We start from the raw sequence: 18,913 nt of genomic DNA, 5'->3' as shown, positions 1-18,913 counted from the left end.
CGGCGGGGAACCTGGTCCAGGTTCCCCGCCGAAGCACCGGCCGACTGCGTTCCGTGCGCCCCGGTCAGCGGTTGGCGGGGCCGCCGAGCTGAATGCCCGCCATGCGGGTCCACTCGTACGGGCCCGTCTTCACCTTGGCGGCGAACTCGCCGTCGAAGGACTCGTGGACGGTGATCCCCGCCTTCCGCACGGCCTGCTCGGCGATGGCCAAGGTGGGGGCCACGATGTCGCCCCAGGTGCCGTCCTCGCCGACGAGGACGATCCGGGCACCGCGCTCGCCGAGGTACGCGACCTGCCCCTCGGCGCCGCCGTGCGCCGTGGAGAAGGAGCCGATCCGGTGGGCGAGGCGGGCCGCCTTGCGCTCGGCCCTGGGGTCAACCTGCTGCGTGTCTGCCATGGCCAGGATGCTACCGACGGGTAGGCACAACGGCGACGGGCGGGGTGCGTGGCCTTGGCCACGCACCCCGCCCGGACGGCGCAGATGCTGCTGGGTCAGTGCAGGAAGGGGTCCACCGCCACCGCGACGAACAGGATCGACACATAGGTGATCGACCAGTGGAACAGCCGCATCTCCTTGAGCTTCGTGCCGGTCACCTCGGCCTTGGCGCGGTTCTGGAGCCCGTGCGCCTCCCACAGCCAGAAGCCGCCGGACAGCAGGGCGACCACGGTGTAGAACCAGCCGGTGTAGCCCAGCGGGGTCAGCAGCAGCGAGACGACGACCATCACCCAGCTGTAGATCACGATCTGCCGGGCGACCACCTTGTTGGAGGCGACGACCGGGAGCATCGGCACGCCCACGCGCGCGTAGTCCTCCTTGACCTTCATGGACAGCGGCCAGTAGTGCGGCGGCGTCCAGAAGAACATCACGAGGAAGAGGATGACCGGCGCCCACGACATGGAGTTCGTGACGGACGACCAGCCGATGAGCACCGGCAGGCAGCCGGCGATGCCGCCCCACACGATGTTCTGCGACGTACGCCGTTTGAGGATCATCGTGTAGCCGACGACGTAGAAGAGGAGCGCGCCGAGCGACAGCCAGGCCGACAGCCAGTTGACGGTGAATCCGAACAGCAGCGTGGAGACGACCGCCAGGCCGATGCCGAAGGCGAGGCATTCGCGCGGGCTGACCATTCCGGTGACCAGCGGACGCTGCGAGGTGCGGTCCATCAGCGCGTCGATGTCGCGGTCGATGTACATGTTCAGCGCGTTGGCGCCGCCCGCGGACAGATAACCGCCGACGCAGGTGAGCAGCACCAGCCTGAGGCTGGGCACACCCTGCTGTGCCAGGAACATCACCGGCACGGTGGTGATCAGCAGCAGCTCGATGATCCGCGGCTTGGTCAGTGCCACGAACGCCTTGACCCGGGCCCCGAACGGCCGGTGGCTCGGGCTCTGGCCTGCACCGAGTAGTCCCTCCCCCAGGGCCTTAAGGGCCTGGGAGGGACCCCCAGGACGGGATTCGACGGCCGTCACGCACACCCCTGACAGAGACTCCCAGCGAGCCCCGCCCCATGAACGCAGGGTAAAGGCTCGCGCGTACCACGCCACTGTAGACGTTGCCCAGACCCGGACATTCGCGGGGGTGGGGTCGTGTTGGCCGCGCCCGCCCGGCGGCCGTCCGGCCAGGGCCTTCCGGCCCGGCCGGCTCCCCCGCCGGGCACCCCTTCGAACGGGCGCGGCCCGGCTCGATCGAGCGATCGGATGAGCGGTCCCCTATTCAGGTGCCGAATTCACTCCCGGTTGGCCGAGAGGCGGATTTCCCGTAGTCCCGTCAGTCTTGAATGACTCGAAAAAACGCACGTCTTTACGGGGGTAGGCTCAACAACGGCCGGCCGACGCCGAGAACGCCGGCAGCCCGTGCGTGGACACACGCACCGGCATCCGACATGTGGAGAGGAGCCCTGACCCAGGGTGAGCACCAAGCCGACCACCACAGACCTCGAGTGGACCGAGTTGGACCAGCGCGCGGTGGACACCGCGCGCGTCCTGGCCGCCGATGCCGTACAGAAGGTCGGAAACGGCCATCCCGGTACGGCCATGAGTCTGGCTCCCGCCGCGTACACCCTCTTCCAGAAGGTGATGCGGCACGACCCGGCCGATCCGCAGTGGGTGGGGCGCGACCGCTTCGTGCTGTCCGCCGGCCACTCCTCCCTGACGCTCTACACCCAGCTCTACCTGGCCGGCTTCGGCCTGGAGCTGGCGGACCTGGAGTCCTTCCGCACCTGGGGCTCCAAGACCCCGGGCCACCCCGAGTACGGGCACACCGCCGGGGTGGAGACCACCACGGGCCCGCTCGGACAGGGTGTGGCCAACGCGGTGGGCATGGCGATGGCCGCCCGCTACGAGCGCGGCCTCTTCGACCCCGAGGCCCCGCAGGGCGAGTCGCCCTTCGACCACTTCATCTACTGCGTCGCCGGTGACGGCTGCCTCCAGGAGGGCATCTCGGCCGAGGCGTCCTCGATGGCCGGCCACCAGAAGCTCGGCAACCTGATCCTGCTGTGGGACGACAACCACATCTCGATCGAGGGCGACACCGAGACCGCCGTCTCCGAGGACACCGTCAAGCGGTACGAGGCCTACGGCTGGCACGTGCAGCGCGTGGCGGCCAAGGAGGACGGCGACCTGGACCCGCAGGCGATCTACGCCGCGATCCAGGCGGCCAAGGCGGTCACCGACCGGCCGTCGTTCATCGCGATGCGCTCGATCATCGCCTGGCCGGCCCCGCACGCCCAGAACACCGAGGCCGCGCACGGCTCGGCGCTGGGCGAGGACGAGGTCGCGGCCACCAAGCGCGTCCTCGGCTTCGACCCGGACAAGCACTTCGACGTCTCCGACGAGGTCATCGGCCACACCCGGCAGGCGCTGGAGCGCGGCCGGCAGGCGCGCGAGGACTGGGAGAAGTCCTTCCAGGCGTGGCGCGACAGCCACGCGGAGCGGGCCGCCGAGTTCGACCGCATCGCCGCCGCCGAGCTGCCCGCCGGCTGGGCCGAGAAGATCCCGGTCTTCGAGGCGGGCAAGAGCGTGGCGACCCGCGCGGCCTCCGGCAAGGTGCTCCAGGCGCTCGGCGAGGTGCTGCCCGAGCTGTGGGGCGGCTCCGCCGACCTGGCCGGCTCCAACAACACCACCATCGACAAGACGTCCTCCTTCCTCCCTGCGGGCAACCCGCTCCCGGAGGCGGACCCCTACGGCCGCACCATCCACTTCGGCATCCGCGAGCACTCGATGGGCGCCGAGCTGAACGGCATCACGCTGCACGGCAACACGCGCGTGTACGGCGGCACCTTCCTGGTCTTCTCCGACTACATGCGCAACGCCGTGCGCCTGTCCGCCCTGATGCACCTGCCGGTGACGTACGTGTGGACGCACGACTCCATCGGCCTCGGCGAAGACGGCCCGACCCACCAGCCCGTCGAGCACCTCGCCTCGCTGCGTGCCATCCCCGGCCTGAACATCGTCCGTCCGGCCGACGCCAACGAGACGGCCATCGCCTGGGCCGAGATCCAGCGCCGCTGGACCAAGGAGTACGGCAAGGGCGCCCCGCACGGCCTCGCGCTCACCCGCCAGGGCGTGCCGACGTACGAGCCGGACGACGACGCGGCCAAGGGCGGCTATGTGCTGTTCGACGCCGAGGGCGGCGAGCCCGAGGTCATCCTGATCGCCACCGGTTCCGAGGTGCAGCTCGCCGTCGAGGCGCGCGAGCGGCTCCAGGCCGACGGCGTCCCCACGCGCGTGGTGTCCATGCCGTGCGTCGAGTGGTTCGAGGAGCAGGACCAGGGGTACCGGGAGAGCGTGCTGCCCCCGGCCGTGCGGGCGCGCGTCGCGGTCGAGGCCGGTGTCGCGCTGTCCTGGTACAAGTACGTCGGCGACGCCGGACGCATCGTCTCCCTGGAGCACTTCGGTGCCTCCGCCGACGCCAAGGTGCTGTTCCGCGAATTCGGTTTCACCGCCGAGAACGTGGTCGCCAAGGCCCGGGAATCCCTCGCCGCCACCCAGCGCTGACGCTCATATACGACACGTAGGAGATGCAATTTCCATGACAGACGCACTCAAGCGCCTCTCCGATGAAGGCGTCGCGATCTGGCTGGACGACCTGTCGCGCAAGCGGATCACGTCCGGCAACCTCGCCGAGCTGATCGACCAGCAGCACGTCGTGGGCGTCACCACCAACCCGACGATCTTCCAGAAGGCGATCTCGCAGGGCGACGGCTACGACCAGCAGCTCTCCGACCTCGCGGCCCGCCGGGTCACCGTCGAAGAGGCCATCCGCATGATCACCACGGCGGACGTCCGCGACGCCGCCGACATCCTGCGCCCGGTCTTCGACGCCACCGACGGCCAGGACGGCCGGGTCTCCATCGAGGTCGACCCGCGGCTCGCCCACAACACCAGGGCGACGGTCGCCGAGGCCCGCCAGCTGGCCTGGCTGGTGGACCGCCCCAACACCCTCATCAAGATCCCGGCCACCGAGGCGGGTCTGCCGGCGATCGCCGAGACCATCGGCAACGGCATCAGCGTCAACGTCACGCTGATCTTCTCGCTGGAGCGCTACCGCAAGGTCATGGACGCCTTCCTGACCGGCCTGGAGAAGGCCAGGGAGCGCGGCCTGGACCTTTCGAAGATCCACTCGGTGGCGTCCTTCTTCGTCTCCCGCGTCGACACCGAGATCGACCGGCGCATCGACGAACTGGGCACCGACGAGGCCAAGGCGCTGCGCGGCAAGGCCGGTGTGGCCAACGCGCGCCTCGCCTACCAGGCGTACGAGGAGGTGTTCGCCTCTGGCGACAGTTCGACACAGCCCTCCGACCGCTGGAGCGCGCTGGAGAACGCGGGCGCCAACAAGCAGCGCCCGCTGTGGGCCTCCACCGGGGTGAAGGACAAGGCGTACAAGGACACCATGTACGTCGAGGAGCTGGTGGCGCCGAACACGGTGAACACCATGCCCGAGGCCACCCTGGAGTCCACCGAGGACCACGGCGAGATCCGCGGCGACGCGGTCCGCGGCACCTACGCGCAGGCCCGCGCCGACCTGGACGCCCTGGAGAGGATCGGGATCTCCTACGACGACGTCGTCCGGGTCCTGGAGGACGAGGGCGTCGAGAAGTTCGAGTCCTCCTGGAACGACCTGCTGAAGTCGACCGAGGCGGAGCTGGAGCGCCTCGCCCCCGCGGAGGGCTGACGCCTTGTCGTCTCTTTCCGGGCTTTCCGGTCTTTCCGGCAGCGGAGCGAACCCGCTCCGTGACCCCGCCGACCGACGGCTCCCGCGTATCGCGGGGCCGTCGGGCCTGGTCATCTTCGGCGTCACGGGCGACCTGTCCCGCAAGAAGCTGATGCCCGCCGTGTACGACCTCGCCAACCGGGGTCTGCTGCCGCCGGGCTTCTCGCTCGTCGGCTTCGCCCGGCGCGACTGGGAGCACGAGGACTTCGCGCAGGTCGTGCACGACGCCGTCAAGGAACACGCGCGCACGCCCTTCCGCGAGGAGGTCTGGCAGCAGCTCAGCCAGGGCATGCGCTTCGTCCAGGGCACCTTCGACGACGACGAGGCGTTCGAGCGGCTGCGCGCCACGATCGACGAGCTGGACAAGGCGCAGGGCACGGGCGGCAACTTCGCCTTCTACCTGTCCGTCCCGCCGAAGTCCTTCCCGGTCGTCATCCAGCAGCTCAAGAAGCACCAGCTGGCCGACCAGACGGGCGGCTCCTGGCGGCGCGCGGTCATCGAGAAGCCGTTCGGCCACGACCTGGAGTCGGCCGAGGAGCTGAACAAGGTCGTCCACGAGGTCTTCGCCCCGGACCAGGTCTTCCGCATCGACCACTACCTGGGCAAGGAGACCGTCCAGAACATCCTGGCGCTCCGCTTCGCCAACACCATGTTCGAACCGATCTGGAACCGGTCCTTCGTGGACCATGTGCAGATCACCATGGCCGAGGACATCGGCATCGGCGGCCGGGCCGGCTACTACGACGGCATCGGCGCCGCCCGCGACGTCATCCAGAACCACCTGCTCCAGCTGATGGCGCTCACCGCGATGGAGGAGCCGTCCTCCTTCGACGCGGACGCGCTGGCGGCGGAGAAGGAGAAGGTGCTCGGCGCCGTCCGGCTGCCCAGGGACCTCGGCGCCTCCGCCGTGCGCGGCCAGTACGCGGCCGGCTGGCAGGGCGGCGAGAAGGTCATCGGGTACCTCGAAGAGGACGGCATCGACCCGAAGTCCAAGACCGACACCTACGCGGCCGTGAAGCTGGGCATCGACAACCGCCGCTGGGCGGGCGTCCCCTTCTATCTGCGCACCGGCAAGCGGCTGGGCCGCCGGGTCACCGAGATCGCGGTGGTCTTCCAGCGGGCCCCGCACTCCCCCTTCGACACCACGGCGACGGAGGAGCTGGGCCAGAACGCGGTCGTCATCCGGGTACAGCCCGACGAGGGCGTGACCGTGCGGTTCGGCTCCAAGGTGCCGGGCACGTCGATGGAGATCCGGGACGTCTCGATGGACTTCGCCTACGGCGAGTCCTTCACCGAGTCCAGCCCGGAGGCGTACGAGCGGCTGATCCTGGACGTGCTGCTGGGCGACTCCAACCTCTTCCCGCGCACCGAGGAGGTCGAGCTGTCCTGGAAGATCCTCGACCCGATCGAGCGGTACTGGGACAGCCACGGCAGGCCCGCGCAGTACGCGTCCGGGACATGGGGGCCGGCCGAGGCCGACGAGATGCTCGCACGAGACGGACGGAGCTGGCGCAGGCCATGAAGATCGACCTGACCGACACCAACGCCGGGAAGATCAACAAGGCGCTCGTGCAGGGCCGCCGCGCGATCGGCACCCCTGCGGTCGGCATGGTGCTGACCCTCGTCATCGTCACCGACGAGGAGAACGCCTACGACGCGCTCAAGGCCGCCGCTGACGCCTCCCGCGAACACCCCTCGCGGACCCTGGTCGTCATCCGGCGGGTCTCGCGCACCCTGCGCGACCGCACGTCCTCGCGGCTGGACGCCGAGGTGCGCCTCGGCGCGGAGGCGGGTGCGGGCGAAACGGTCGTGCTGCGGCTGTACGGCGAGGTCTGCGACCACGCCCAGTCGGTGGTGCTGCCGCTGCTGCTGCCGGACGCGCCGGTCGTCGTGTGGTGGCCGGTGAACGGCCCGCCGGCCCCGGCCGAGGACCCGCTGGGCGCGCTGGCCCAGCGCCGGGTCACCGACACCTACGCCTGCGAGCGGCCGGTGCGGGAACTGACCGCGCGGGCCGCCGCGTACACCCCGGGCGACACGGATCTCGCGTGGACCCGGATCACGCCCTGGCGTTCCATGCTGGCCGCCGCGCTCGACCAGGTGACCTGCGAGGTCCAGTCGGTCGAGGTGGAGGGCGAGGAGTCCAACCCGAGCTGTGAGCTGCTGGCGATGTGGCTGGCGGACCGGCTGGACGTGCCGGTGAAGCGTTCGCCGTCGGCCGGTCCCGGGCTGACCGGGGTCCGGATGGACACGAGCTGCGGTCCGATCCGGCTGGACCGGGCCGACGGCAGGCTGGCCACGCTGGCCATCCAGGGCCAGCCGGAGCGGGCGGTCGCGCTGAAGCGGCGCGACACGGCCGAGCTGATAGCGGAGGAGCTGCGGCGCCTCGACCCGGACGACACCTACGCCTCGGCGCTGCGTTACGGCGTCGAGCGGCTGAACGGCGGCGACGGAGCGGTCGGCGGGCCGACTGACGCCGAGGGGGCGGACGCCGACGGGGCGGACGCCGAGGGTCCGGTCGCGGTGGCCACCCGCGAGGAGGACACGGCGAAGGCGCCCGCGCGGCGCGGCGCCGCGAAGACCGCGCGCAAGTCCCCGACCCGGAAGGCGGCGGCGAAGTGAGCACTCCGCAGCTGGTCGTCCACCGTGACAAGGAGCTGATGGCGCAGGCCGCCGCGGCCCGGCTGATCACGAAGATCGTGGACGCGCAGGCGTCGATGGGTTCGGCGTCCGTGGTGCTGACCGGCGGGCGCAACGGCAACGGCGTGCTGGCCGCGCTGGCGGCAGCACCCGCCCGGGACGCCGTCGACTGGACGCGCCTGGACCTGTGGTGGGGCGACGAGCGGTTCCTGCCCGAGGGCGACCCCGAGCGCAACATCACCCAGGCCCGGCAGGCGCTGCTGGACTCCGTACCGCTGGACCCGAAGCGCGTGCACATCATGCCCGCGTCGGACGGCCCCTACGGCACGGACGTCGAGGCGGCGGCCGACGCCTACGCCGAGGAGCTGGCACGCGCGGCGGGGCCGGAGAACCACGGCGCGGTGCCGACCTTCGACGTGCTGATGCTGGGCGTCGGCCCGGACACGCATGTGGCGTCCCTGTTCCCCGAGCATCCGGGGGTGCGGGAGACGGAGCGCACGGTCGTCGGGGTGCACGGCTCGCCGAAGCCGCCGCCCACCCGGATCTCGCTGACGCTGCCCGCGATCCGCTCGGCCCGCGAGGTGTGGCTGCTCGCGGCGGGCGAGGACAAGGCGAACGCGGTGGCGATGGCGCTGTCCGGCGCGGGCGAGGTGCAGGCCCCGGCGGCGGGCGCCCACGGCCGGGCCCGCACGCTGTGGCTGCTGGACACGGCGGCCGCTGCGCAGTTGCCCAGGTCGCTGTATCCACCGGCGTCGGCCTGACCGGTCACCGGAGACTCGAACACCCGACGGGGGTGGCGCGGGCGTCGTGCCCGCGCCGCCCCCGTCCGTGCGTCGCGGTCAGCGGCCGTACGGGTTCCGCCGCGCGTACGGGTTCCGCGGTGCGTGCGGGGGCTGGGGTGCGTGCGGGGGCTGGGGCGGGATGTACGGCGGGGGTGCGGCCGGCCTCGGCGGGACCGGGCGGGGACGGACGGCGGGGTGGGTGTCCAGGCGGATGCCGTGGCGGCTGCGCAGGCGGCCCATCTCCAGCAGGGATATGCCGGTCACGGTGACCGGCGCGCCGAGGACGAACAGCACCCCCAGGGTGAGGCTGAGCCCGTGCAGGTCGCCGGTGGCCAGGTCGGGCAGGGCCATCAGCCAGCTCGTCACCGTGGCGAGCAGCGGCGGCAGGCAGCGGTGCACGACCGCGGTGCCGAAGAAGTTCCCCGAGACCAGGTAGGCGCCGTAGCCGACGAAGACGGTGAGCCACAGGGCGGCGAGTCCGAGCAGCAGCACGAGCAGTCCGCTGCCCGCCGCCAGCTTCCACAGCACGACGGTGCCGACGATGGTCCCGACGAAGGCCAGCAGCAACTGCATCGACCGCAGCAGCGGTTGCCTCAGCTCCCGGACCGGGCCGGTGCGGCGCCACCGGTAGAGCATCGCCCCCACGGTGAGCGGGGTGACGAACAGCAGGACGACGGAGGCCGTCAGCATGTTCTCCAGCATCTCGTCGAAGGCGAAGCCGCCCTGCACGACGGTGTAGACACCGACGGCCGCGACCGTCCCGGCGATGATCCGCACGCGCTTGAGCTTCTCCACGTCCGGATCGAGTGCGGGCGGGATCCAGGCCGGGTGGAACACCGCCCGCGCGACCTCCCTGGGCCGCAGCAGCGACCGCGCCGACAGTTCCCCGCTCAGCCAGCCCTGTGGTGCACCAGCCATGTCGAACTCCCCCGAGTGACGGCTCTGATGATCGTCAGGAGTGTACGGCACCCGCGCCGCGCCCCCCTCGGCTCATCCGGTGGACTGATGAGACGTCACTTCCCCTTCCCCGGTTCCGACTTCGGGCTGTGCGCGCACGGGCGTCAGCGCGCAGACGGACAGCACGAAGAACGCGGCCGCGAGCAGCGCCGGGGTGTTCGGGCCCCACGCGGCGGCGACGGCGCCGCCGAGCAGGGCGCCCAGCGGTGCCCCGGCGACCGCGAGGGTCCGGAAGGCGGCGCTGACCCGGCCCAGCAGCCCTTCGGGGCTGCGCTGCTGCATCAGCGTGGTGGTGTTGACGTTCCAGACCATGCCCATGAGGCCGAAGACGGCCATCGCGGCCACCAGGGCGGCCAGGTCGCGCACCGTGCCGATGACGAGGAGCGCGGCGATCTGCGTCAGACCGGCCAGCAGCACGGCCCGGGTCCGGCCGAGCCGGGCCACGAGCGGCCGGTTGACCGCTCCCCCGGCCAGGCTGCCCACGGTGTAGGCGGTGGTCGCCGCCGCGTAGCCGCCGGGCCCGGTGTGCAGCCGGCCGGTCACCAGGACGACCAGGGTGGCGATGAGGGCGCCCATGCCCACATTGCACAGGGCGGTGGCGGTGCACAGGGCACGCAGGGCGCGGTCCCGGCGCAGCACACGCAGTCCCTCGGCGATCTCCCGGCGCAGGGTGCTGCCCGCCGGTCTCGGCGGGCGCGGGGGCGCCGCGGTGCGCAGCGAGGCGACCAGCACGGCGGCCAGCAGGAAGGTGACGGCGTCGGCCGCGAAGGGGACGGCGGCCCCGGCCGCGATCAGTACGGGCACCACCGGAGCGCCCACGAGGCCGCCGGCGACGCGCTGCCCCGTCATCAGCCGGGTGTTGGCGCTGCCGAGCGCCTCGCGGTCCACCAGGGCGGGCAGCAGGGCCGTCGCCGCGTTGTCGAAGAGGGTCTGGAGCGTGGTCAGCGCGAAGGCCAGGGCGATGAGCAGCCCGATCGAGGCGTGCCCGAGGGCGACGGCCACCGCGAAGGCACCGACCAGCAGCGCGCGTACCGCGTCCACCGCTCCCATCGCGCGGCGCTGGTCCACCCGGTCGGCGACGGCTCCGCCGAGCAGTCCGAAGACGATCCAGGGCAGATAGCCGCAGGCGGTGACCGAGGCGATGAGCAGGGGGTCATCGGTCAGCGAGGCGGCGAGCAGCGGCAGCGCGGCCGTGCGCAGCGCGTCACCGAAGCTGGACAGCACGGCCGCGCTCCACAGCCGTCCGAACGCCCCGCGCCACGCGGGCTGTGCCACGGCCTGTGCCGCGTCGACCGTCGTCATCGCCGCCCCCTCACGATTCGCTGATGCACAAACCGTAGAGGGCACCACTGACAATCGGCCGGCGGCGGCCTGCCGCCCGGGTGGGGCCGGTGTCGTCCCGGGCGCCCGAGCGGTACCCGACGGGACGTCAGGTACTAGATCTCGCCCCGGAGTTTGGCGAGCGCCTCGGCGAGGATCGCCTCGCCGTCCGCGTCGCTGCGCCGCTCCCGTACGTACGCCAGGTGCGTCTTGTACGGCTCGGTGCGCGGCGGGTCCGGCGGGTTGTCCCGGTCCTGTCCGGCCGGGAAGCCGCAGCGCGGGCAGTCCCAGGTGTCGGGGACCTGTGCGTCGCTGGCGAAACTGGGCTGTGTCTCGTGTCCGTTGGAGCACCAGAAGGAGATGCGCAGGCGCGGCGCGGACTCGCCGCGCTCGGCCTCGCCCATCGGCCCCGCCCCGACCCGGCTTCCCCGGATCGCGTTGCCACTTGCCACGGTCGTAACTCCCTGCGTGATGGTGCCGCGAAGCGAGTCGGCGTACCGCTTCGCCGCGAGCGCCTCAGTCTACGTAAGGCCCAACGCGCGTCCAGTGTGGGGAGTTACCGTCCCCCGTGCACAGACGCAAGCCCCATGATAGGCCGCGCTACAGGGCGCGTACCGACCATGGGGCTTTACGTGCGGAATGTGCGGTGTCCGCCGGCTCGTCAGCTGTTGGACTTCATCAGCAGGCCGAGGACGATGATGCACGCGAACCAGAGCAGGCCGACCACCACGGTGATGCGGTCCAGGTTGCGCTCGGCGACGGAGGAGCCGCCGACGGACGACTGCATGCCGCCACCGAACATGTCGGAGAGGCCGCCGCCCTTCCCCTTGTGCATCAGCACCAGCAGCATCATCAGCAGGCTGAAGACGATCAGGGTGATCGAGAACCCCAAAACCACGGCTGGACCAACTTCCTCGGATTCGGATGGACGACAGGGGCACAGCACCTCGGCTGTGCCCCCGCAAGAGTACGACGTATCGCCGCTACCGCCTACTCACGTCCGGTTTCACTGCTCGCGGAACCTGATGATCTTGACGAACTCGTCGGCGTCCAGCGAGGCGCCGCCGACCAGGGCGCCGTCGATGTCGGCCTGGCCCATGATCTCGGCGACGTTGCCCGACTTGACCGAGCCGCCGTACTGGATGCGGACCTTGTCGGCCAGGTCCTGGGAGTACAGCTCGGCGACCTTGGCGCGGATCGCGGAGCAGACCTCCTGGGCGTCCCCGGCGCCGCAGACCTTGCCGGTGCCGATGGCCCAGACGGGCTCGTAGGCGATCACGACGGACTCGGCCTGCTCGGCCGGGAGGTCCTTGAGGCCGCCCTCGACCTGGGCGAGGGTGTGGGAGACGTGGTTGCCCGCCTCGCGGACGTCCAGTTCCTCGCCGACGCACAGGATCGGGGTCAGGCCGTGCTTGTAGGCGGCCTTGACCTTGGCGTTGACCAGTTCGTCGGTCTCGTTGTGGTACTGGCGGCGCTCGGAGTGGCCGATCACCACGTAGGTGCACTTGAGCTTGGCCAGCATCGGGCCCGAGATCTCGCCGGTGTAGGCGCCCGAGTCGTGCTGCGAGATGTCCTGGGCGCCGTACTTGATCTTGAGCTTGTCGCCGTCGACCAGGGTCTGCACCGAGCGCAGGTCGGTGAAGGGCGGCAGGACGGCGACCTCCACGGCGTCGTAGTCCTTGTCGGCCAGGGCGAAGGCGAGCTTCTGGACGTGCGCGATGGCCTCGAGGTGGTTGAGGTTCATCTTCCAGTTGCCCGCCATCAGCGGCGTGCGGGTGGTCATTGAGGTCAGTCCTCCAGTGCTGCGAGGCCGGGGAGCGTCTTGCCCTCGAGGTATTCGAGGGAGGCGCCGCCACCGGTCGAGATGTGGCCGAATGCGTTCTCGTCGAAACCGAGCGTACGGACGGCGGCGGCGGAGTCGCCGCCACCGACCACGGTGAAGCCGTCGGAGTCGACGAGGGCCTGGGCGACCGCCTTGGTGCCCTCGGCGAAGTCGGGGTGCTCGAAGACGCCCATCGGGCCGTTCCAGAAGACGGTGGCGGCGTCGGCGAGCTTCGAGGCGTACAGCTCCTGGGTGCGCGGGCCGATGTCCAGGCCCTCCTGGTCGGCCGGGATGGCGTCCACCGCGACGGTGGCGGGGTGGGCCGGGGCCTTGGTCCTCAGGTCCGGGAAGGCGGGCGCGACCAGCGTGTCCACCGGCAGCACCAGCTCGACGCCGGTCTTCTCGGCGCGCTCCAGATACTCCCGGACGGCCGGGATCTGGTCCTCCTGGAGGAGCGACTTGCCGATCTCGTGGCCCTGCGCCTTGAGGAAGGTGTAGGCCATGCCGCCGCCGATGAGCAGCCGGTCGGCCTTGCCGAGGAGCTGGTCGATGACGGCGAGCTTGTCGGAGACCTTGGCACCGCCGAGGGCGACGACGTAGGGCCGCTTGACGTCCTCGGTGAGCTTCTTCAGGACGCCGACCTCGGTGGCGATGAGGTACCCGGCGTAGTGCGGCAGCCGGGCCGGCAGGTCGTAGACGGAGGCGTGCTTGCGGTGCACCGCGCCGAAGCCGTCGCCGACGTAGACGTCGGCGAGGGCGGCGAGGGCGTCGGCGAACTCGCCGCGCTCGGCGTCGTCCTTGGACGTCTCACCCGGGTTGAAGCGCAGGTTCTCGACGACCGCGACCTGGCCGGGCTCAAGGCCGTCGACGGCGGCGTGCGCGGCGGGGCCGACGGTGTCCTGGGCGAAGGCCACGGGGGTGCCGAGGAGTTCACCGAGCCGTTCGGCGGCGGGCAGCAGCGAGAAGGCGGGGTCCGGGGCGCCCTTGGGTCGGCCCAGGTGGGAGGCCACGATCACCTTGGCGCCGGCGTCGGCGAGCGCCTTGACGGTGGGCAGCACGGCGCGGATGCGGCCGTCGTCGGTGATGACACCGTCGGCCAGCGGCACGTTCAGGTCGGCGCGGACGAAGACCCGCTTGCCGTCCACGCCTTCGGTGAGGAGTTCGTCGATCGTCTTCATGGGAATGGGACTCCTGAGGAGGGGCTCTTGATCGTACGAGGACCGGTCGATCCGCACGCGGGCGGGCCGGGCGGCCCGGCTCGCCGTACGTGCGTCAGGGCCCGGACCGCGCCGAGGTGCGCTGCCCGAGCCCTGTTCTCACATCGAGGTGCCTGCTCTGCCGATCAGAGCTGGTCGCCGACGAAGACCGTGAGGTCGACGAGGCGGTTGGAGTAGCCCCACTCGTTGTCGTACCAGCCGAGGATCTTCACCGACTTGTCGTCCTGGACCATGGTCAGGGACGAGTCGAAGGTGCAGGAGGCCGGGTCGCCCACGATGTCCGAGGAGACGATCGGGTCCTCGGTGTAGACGAGGTAGCCCTTGAGCGCGCCGTCCTCGGCGGCCTTCTTGAACGCGGCGTTGACCTCGTCCTTGGTGACGTCGCGCTGGAGGGTGACGACCAGGTCGGTGGCCGAGCCGGTGGGGACCGGGACGCGCATCGCGATGCCGTCCAGCTTGCCCTTGAGCTGCGGCAGGACCAGGGCGGTGGCCTTGGCGGCACCGGTGGTGGTCGGGATGATGTTCTCGGCGGCGGCGCGGGCGCGGCGCAGGTCCTTGTGCGGGAAGTCCAGGATGCGCTGGTCGTTGGTGTACGCGTGCACCGTGGTCATCAGACCCCGGACGATGCCGAAGTTCTCGTCGAGGACCTTCGCCATCGGCGCCACACAGTTGGTGGTGCAGGAGGCGTTCGAGATGATGTTGTGGTTCGCCGGGTCGTACTCGTCCTGGTTGACGCCCATGACGATGGTGATGTCCTCGTCCTTGGCGGGGGCCGAGATGAGGACCTTCTTCGCGCCGCCGGCCAGGTGCTTGGCGGCGTCTTCCTTCTTGGTGAAGATGCCGGTGGACTCGATGACGATGTCCACGCCCAGCTCACCCCAGGGGATGTCGGCCGGGTTGCGCTCGGAGAGGACCTTGATGGTCCTGCCGTCGACGGTGATGCTGTCCTCGGTGTGCGTGACCTCCTGCTTGAGGCGGCCGAGGATGGTGTCGTACTTCAGCAGGTGAGCGGTGGTCGCGGTGTCACCCAGGTCGTTGACAGCCACGATCTCGATGTCCGCACCCTGCTCCAGCAGCGCGCGGAAGTAGTTACGACCGATGCGGCCAAAGCCGTTGATGCCTACGCGGATCGTCACGAACCGATCTCCTCGTTGGTACGCCGGTTTCGACGCCGGCGAGCTGTATTTGGGATGTCCCCGACCACCCCCGACCCTACCTCCCTGAGCCCCCCGGGGTGACATTCGGAGACCCCCTGAACGGCACGGCGGCCCGTACCCGGCAGTAGGGGTACGGGCCGCCGCGGCCCCGCGTCCGGTTCACTCCATTTCGGTACGGAGTGTCAGTGCGCGTTGACCGCATTCATCACTCTTTCGTGCAGGCCCCGGCTCACTTGTCGAGTGCCGCGATCGCCCGCCGCAGGAGGGCGGCGCGACCGGCCTCCGAGGTGAGGTGGTCCAGACCGAATCCGAGCAGCACGGTCCGGCCCGTGGCGACCGCTCCGTACGTCCGGAAGAGGACGCCGGTACGGGCCCAGTCCTTGACGACGGCCGGGCTGCCCGGCGGCGGTCCCGGCACCCGCCAGGGGCCGAGAGACGTCTCGAAGCCCTCGGTGTCCCGCGCGGCGCCGCCGACGACGAGCGAGGCGTCGTCGGCGAGGACGCCGTGACCGCCGGTGCCCGGGTCGGTGACGTAGGCGAGGGAGACCTCGACCGTCCGTCCGGCGTACGCGCTCAGGTCGAAGCTCACCTGCCGCCAGCCGCCGGAGGAGCCGGTGAGGCTGTTCCACGCCCCGCTCGTGCCGTGCGCGGCGCAGCCGCCGGTGTCCGGCGTCAGATAGTGCTTCAGCCAGGGATGGTCCTCGATCAGAAACCCGGCGCCGCACTCGGCGGGCACGGCGGCGCTCGTCGCGCCGCCCGCCTCCGGGAGCGTCGTCCAGTCGTCGGCGCCGGTGTGCGCCTCCAGCAGTACGTGGTCGTAGCCGCGCTCGGTGTCCCACAGCAGACGGGTGCGCAGGGCGGGCCGGTCCGCCGCGGTGACTTTGGTGAGGTCGACGGTGCGGGTGAGGCGCTTGTAGGCGTCGTCGGTGTGCACGGCGGCCGCCATCCCCGCGCCCGCGTAGGGGGCGTACGGGTCGGCCGTCCCGGCGAACCGTCCCGCGCCCGCGCTCGCGAACTGCGGGTACGTGTCCGGCGGCAGTTGCTCGGAGGTCACCTCGTAGGCACCGGCCCGGTCCAGCGGGTGGCCGGGCGCGTCGCCGAGCGTGCCGGAGAAGCCGGCCAGCGGCCCGGAGCCGGTGAAGCCGGTGGCGCCCGGCGTCGGGGTGTGCGAGAAGGCGCCCAGCCAGTACTGGCCGAAGTCGTCCGAGAGGTTCCCGCCGCCCAGATCGACGCTGCCGCCGGCCTGCTCGCCCGCCTCGATCAGCCTGCCGCCCTCGTTGAGGTAGGCGCGCAACCGGAGTTGGGTGGCGTTGCCCGGCCCGGGGGCGCCCGAGTAGTGCACGACCGTGCCGAAGTGCTTCAGTACGCCGAGCGCGTCGGGCGCGCCCTGGGTCGCGACGTCCCAGACGGCCGCCGTGCGCCCGGCGGACCGCAGCGCGTCCACGTACGCGCGCGTCCGTGTGGCGGGCGCGCCCTCCTCGGCGACGACGAGCGTGTCGGCGCGCGGGCGGCGGGCCACGGTGTAGGTGAAGTGCTCGCTCGCCGTTCCCGCTCCGGACGCGGACGCGGACGCAGGGGTGGGGGTGGGGGTGAGGGTGGGGGCCGGTGGGGACGTGGGCATGAGCGTGGGCGCGGTGCCGGTGCCGGTGCGGCCGGTGAACCACACCTCCACCCGGTCCCCCGGTGCCGCGCCGTGGACCCGGGCCCGGTACTCGTCGAAGTAAAGGTGGTCGGCACCGCCGTAGGTCGTGCCGCCCTTCCAGGGACGCAGGGCGCGCACCTGGGTGCGGCCGCCGTTGACGCGGTAGCGCAGTTCCTTGTCCCGCACGGACCTGCGGGCGACGACCGAGACCTCCTGGTCGGCGCCGCGCGCGTACGACGTCCCGAAGGCGGCCGGGGTGAAGTCGGGGGCGTCCAGGCCGACCGGCGAACTCGGCCGGTCGGGGTGGGCGGCGGTCTCGGCGACGGCGAGCGCGAACGGGAGGTTCTTCTCGAACTCCCGCTCGATCAGTTTCTCGTCGTCCGGGAAGTTGAACACCGACCGGCAGTCGGCGGCGTTCCAGGCGTCGTCCGGGTCGGCGTCCGAGGCGGTCTCGCAGGTCGCCATCTCGGGGGTGAACATCGCCGTGCCGTTGACGTTGGCCGCGTGGCCGTCCGCCTCGCCGTTGGTGGTGTACAGCTCCGAGGACAGCTGCGAGCGGTAGCCCGGGATCGCCGGTCTGTCCGGCGTGCCGGCCAGCGCCTTGTAGAGGACGTCGTCCGGGGTCGGCGTGGCGACCTGCCAGCCGACGCCGTAGAGGAGCAGTTCGGCGGCCGAGTGGTAGTTGACGGCGTACCGGAACCCGATGCGCTTCTCGAACCGGTCGAGCGCCCGCGTCTCCGGCTCGGAGGCCGGGGCCGGGCCGCGGTACGTCTCACTGGCCGGTCCCGGCGACGAACCCTCGTCGTCGTAGCCCCACTTGTACGGGAAGTTGCGGTTGAGGTCGACGCCGTCGCCGCTGGAGATGACCCCGTCGCCGTTGTTGTCCCTCAGGTTCTTGCGCCACAGCCGGGTGCTGTCGTCCTGGAAGGTGTAGTCGTAGCCGTCCGGGTTGGCGGAGAGGACGAACCACAGCTCGGTGGTGTCGACGATCTTCCTGATACGCCGGTCGGTGCGGTAGTGGTCCAGGTAGTGGTGCATCAGCCGACGGGTCGTCTCCGGCGTGATCCACTCGCGCGCGTGCTGGTTGGACAGGTAGAGCACGGCGGGCTTGGTGCCGTCCGCCGTCCGCCGCGCGCCGCTGGTGAGCTTCAGCGCGAGGATGTCCTGGCCGCGGACCGTCCTGCCGAGGGAGACGACCTTGGTGAGGTCGGGGTGGTCGCGGGCGGTCGCCTCGATCTCCGCCGCGAGCCCGCTCCTGCCGCTGTAGGGCCGGAAGACGCCCTGCCCGGCGGCGCGCACCCGCCGCTGCGCCGTGGAGGCCAGGTCGTGCTCGGTGAGCCGGACGCCCTGGGCGCGCAGCTTCCCGGCCTGGGCGTCGGTCAGATACAGCTCGACGGGGGTGCGGCCGTTCGCGGCCGGGCGGGACCCGAGTTCATGGGCGTCCTGCCCCGCCTTCAGCAGCAGGGGCATCTGCTGTGCGGTGACCTCGGCGCGGAAGACCTTCACCTCGTCCGGGTGCGGCCCCGGTGCGCTTCCGCTCCGCGCCTGGGCGGCGGGCGTCAGGCCCGCCCCTGCGAGCAGGAGCGCGGCGACGGCAAGGATCGATCTCGCTCGGTGTCTCATGGAACCCCCCGGCGGTGGTCCGCCACCATGGCGCACGCCTGCCAGGTTCATGTCACTGCGGGAACGGGTCAAGGGTGCCTCTTGAGTCAGGGGAACACCGGAACCCGGCCCCCACGCCTGGGCAACGGGTGCGCAGGACGCACAGATGCACAGATGCACAGATGCACAGATGCACAGATGCACAAGGGTGGGGCGGACCGGTGCGACGGCCGACAGGACGGGACGGGTGGAAGGGGCGGGAGGGGCGGCAGCGGGACGGGCGGCCGGTGGCGCCTACCGGCGGTCGCCTCCGCGGCGGCGCGCGGCCCCCGGCATACGGGGGCGGCAGCGGAGCCCGACGGCGACCGGGACCGGCGACCGGCCGTCGGCTATCTGCCACCGGCACGGCCGGACCTGGGGGGACGGGGAGCTCGGCGGGGTCAGGCCCGGGAGGAGGGCCGGTCGCGCCGGGTGCGGGAGAAGAGCCCACCGGACCCGGCGGCCAGGGGGCACCGGCCGGGCCCGGACCGAGAAGAGGGGTGCTGATCGCGCCCGGCGGAAG

The 18,913-nt window shown here is 71.5% G+C and carries 15 protein-coding genes; 5 read left to right on the top strand and 10 right to left on the bottom strand.

What is annotated here, in order from left to right; all coding sequences use genetic code 11:
• Positions 1 to 64: 64 nt before the first annotated feature.
• Positions 65 to 397 carry a hypothetical protein gene (locus ACWDYF_RS07025; protein ID WP_389474453.1) on the bottom strand — a complete coding sequence of 111 codons (333 nt, stop codon included), beginning with the start codon at positions 395 to 397 and terminating at the stop codon, positions 65 to 67.
• A gap of 95 nt (positions 398 to 492) precedes the next feature.
• Positions 493 to 1,479 carry a heme o synthase gene (locus ACWDYF_RS07020; protein WP_389474455.1) on the bottom strand — a complete coding sequence of 329 codons (987 nt, stop codon included), beginning with the start codon at positions 1,477 to 1,479 and terminating at the stop codon, positions 493 to 495.
• A gap of 432 nt (positions 1,480 to 1,911) precedes the next feature.
• Between ACWDYF_RS07020 and tkt the strand changes: the two genes are divergently transcribed.
• Genes tkt through pgl form a run of 5 tightly spaced genes read left to right on the top strand, consistent with a single transcriptional unit; the run spans position 1,912 to position 8,613 of the window.
• Positions 1,912 to 3,999 (top strand): transketolase, encoded by a 2,088-nt coding sequence (gene tkt, locus ACWDYF_RS07015; protein ID WP_381743845.1) that lies wholly within the window; start codon positions 1,912 to 1,914, stop codon positions 3,997 to 3,999.
• 34 nt (positions 4,000 to 4,033) lie between these two features.
• Positions 4,034 to 5,176, top strand: coding sequence for a transaldolase (tal, locus tag ACWDYF_RS07010; protein ID WP_389474458.1), 1,143 nt, complete (start codon positions 4,034 to 4,036; stop codon positions 5,174 to 5,176).
• A gap of 4 nt (positions 5,177 to 5,180) precedes the next feature.
• Positions 5,181 to 6,737 (top strand): glucose-6-phosphate dehydrogenase, encoded by a 1,557-nt coding sequence (gene zwf, locus ACWDYF_RS07005; RefSeq protein WP_018567618.1) that lies wholly within the window; start codon positions 5,181 to 5,183, stop codon positions 6,735 to 6,737.
• A complete protein-coding gene (gene opcA / locus ACWDYF_RS07000) occupies positions 6,734 to 7,834 on the top strand; it encodes a glucose-6-phosphate dehydrogenase assembly protein OpcA (protein WP_389474461.1) in 1,101 nt (366 codons plus the stop codon). Before zwf ends, opcA begins: the two co-directional genes overlap by 4 nt.
• Complete coding sequence (gene pgl, locus ACWDYF_RS06995; RefSeq protein WP_389474463.1) at positions 7,831 to 8,613, top strand: 6-phosphogluconolactonase; 783 nt, start codon at positions 7,831 to 7,833, stop codon at positions 8,611 to 8,613. The genes opcA and pgl overlap by 4 nt, the downstream gene beginning before the upstream one ends.
• A gap of 78 nt (positions 8,614 to 8,691) precedes the next feature.
• On the opposite strand, the gene ACWDYF_RS06990 is transcribed toward pgl, so the two are convergent.
• From ACWDYF_RS06990 to ACWDYF_RS06955, 8 genes are all read right to left on the bottom strand, one after another.
• A complete protein-coding gene (locus tag ACWDYF_RS06990; protein WP_389474465.1) occupies positions 8,692 to 9,552 on the bottom strand; it encodes a hypothetical protein in 861 nt (286 codons plus the stop codon).
• A gap of 72 nt (positions 9,553 to 9,624) precedes the next feature.
• Positions 9,625 to 10,893 (bottom strand): MFS transporter, encoded by a 1,269-nt coding sequence (locus tag ACWDYF_RS06985; protein ID WP_389474467.1) that lies wholly within the window; start codon positions 10,891 to 10,893, stop codon positions 9,625 to 9,627.
• Between the two features lie 134 nt (positions 10,894 to 11,027).
• Positions 11,028 to 11,363 (bottom strand): RNA polymerase-binding protein RbpA, encoded by a 336-nt coding sequence (locus ACWDYF_RS06980; RefSeq protein WP_003957010.1) that lies wholly within the window; start codon positions 11,361 to 11,363, stop codon positions 11,028 to 11,030.
• Between the two features lie 209 nt (positions 11,364 to 11,572).
• Positions 11,573 to 11,809, bottom strand: coding sequence for a preprotein translocase subunit SecG (secG, locus tag ACWDYF_RS06975; RefSeq protein WP_078509975.1), 237 nt, complete (start codon positions 11,807 to 11,809; stop codon positions 11,573 to 11,575).
• 108 nt (positions 11,810 to 11,917) lie between these two features.
• Positions 11,918 to 12,694, bottom strand: a complete 777-nt coding sequence (gene tpiA, locus ACWDYF_RS06970) for a triose-phosphate isomerase (RefSeq protein WP_018567612.1) — start codon at positions 12,692 to 12,694, stop codon at positions 11,918 to 11,920.
• 5 nt (positions 12,695 to 12,699) lie between these two features.
• The gene (locus ACWDYF_RS06965; protein ID WP_389474470.1) at positions 12,700 to 13,911 is read right to left on the bottom strand and encodes a phosphoglycerate kinase; all 1,212 of its coding nucleotides are present in this window, start codon (positions 13,909 to 13,911) and stop codon (positions 12,700 to 12,702) included.
• Between the two features lie 164 nt (positions 13,912 to 14,075).
• Positions 14,076 to 15,086 carry a type I glyceraldehyde-3-phosphate dehydrogenase gene (gene gap, locus ACWDYF_RS06960; protein WP_018567610.1) on the bottom strand — a complete coding sequence of 337 codons (1,011 nt, stop codon included), beginning with the start codon at positions 15,084 to 15,086 and terminating at the stop codon, positions 14,076 to 14,078.
• A gap of 250 nt (positions 15,087 to 15,336) precedes the next feature.
• Positions 15,337 to 18,372, bottom strand: coding sequence for a M14 family zinc carboxypeptidase (locus ACWDYF_RS06955; RefSeq protein WP_389474472.1), 3,036 nt, complete (start codon positions 18,370 to 18,372; stop codon positions 15,337 to 15,339).
• Positions 18,373 to 18,913 lie beyond the last annotated feature (541 nt).

The organism is Streptomyces sp. NPDC003284 (genome assembly GCF_053589675.1).
Note: the sequence above shows the minus strand (reverse complement) of the source record. Positions and strands in the feature narration are given on the sequence as shown.

Bases quoted from the DNA above. Each gene is read 5' to 3' on its own strand.
- opcA (WP_389474461.1), top strand. From the start codon at position 6,734: ATGAAGATCGACCTGACCGACACCAACGCCGGGAAGATCAACAAGGCG.
- ACWDYF_RS06985 (WP_389474467.1), bottom strand. From the start codon at position 10,893: ATGACGACGGTCGACGCGGCACAGGCCGTGGCACAGCCCGCGTGGCGC.
- ACWDYF_RS07025 (WP_389474453.1), bottom strand. From the start codon at position 397: ATGGCAGACACGCAGCAGGTTGACCCCAGGGCCGAGCGCAAGGCGGCC.
- tpiA (WP_018567612.1), bottom strand. From the start codon at position 12,694: ATGACCACCCGCACGCCGCTGATGGCGGGCAACTGGAAGATGAACCTC.
- ACWDYF_RS06955 (WP_389474472.1), bottom strand. From the start codon at position 18,372: ATGAGACACCGAGCGAGATCGATCCTTGCCGTCGCCGCGCTCCTGCTC.
- ACWDYF_RS06990 (WP_389474465.1), bottom strand. From the start codon at position 9,552: ATGGCTGGTGCACCACAGGGCTGGCTGAGCGGGGAACTGTCGGCGCGG.
- ACWDYF_RS06965 (WP_389474470.1), bottom strand. From the start codon at position 13,911: ATGAAGACGATCGACGAACTCCTCACCGAAGGCGTGGACGGCAAGCGG.
- tal (WP_389474458.1), top strand. From the start codon at position 4,034: ATGACAGACGCACTCAAGCGCCTCTCCGATGAAGGCGTCGCGATCTGG.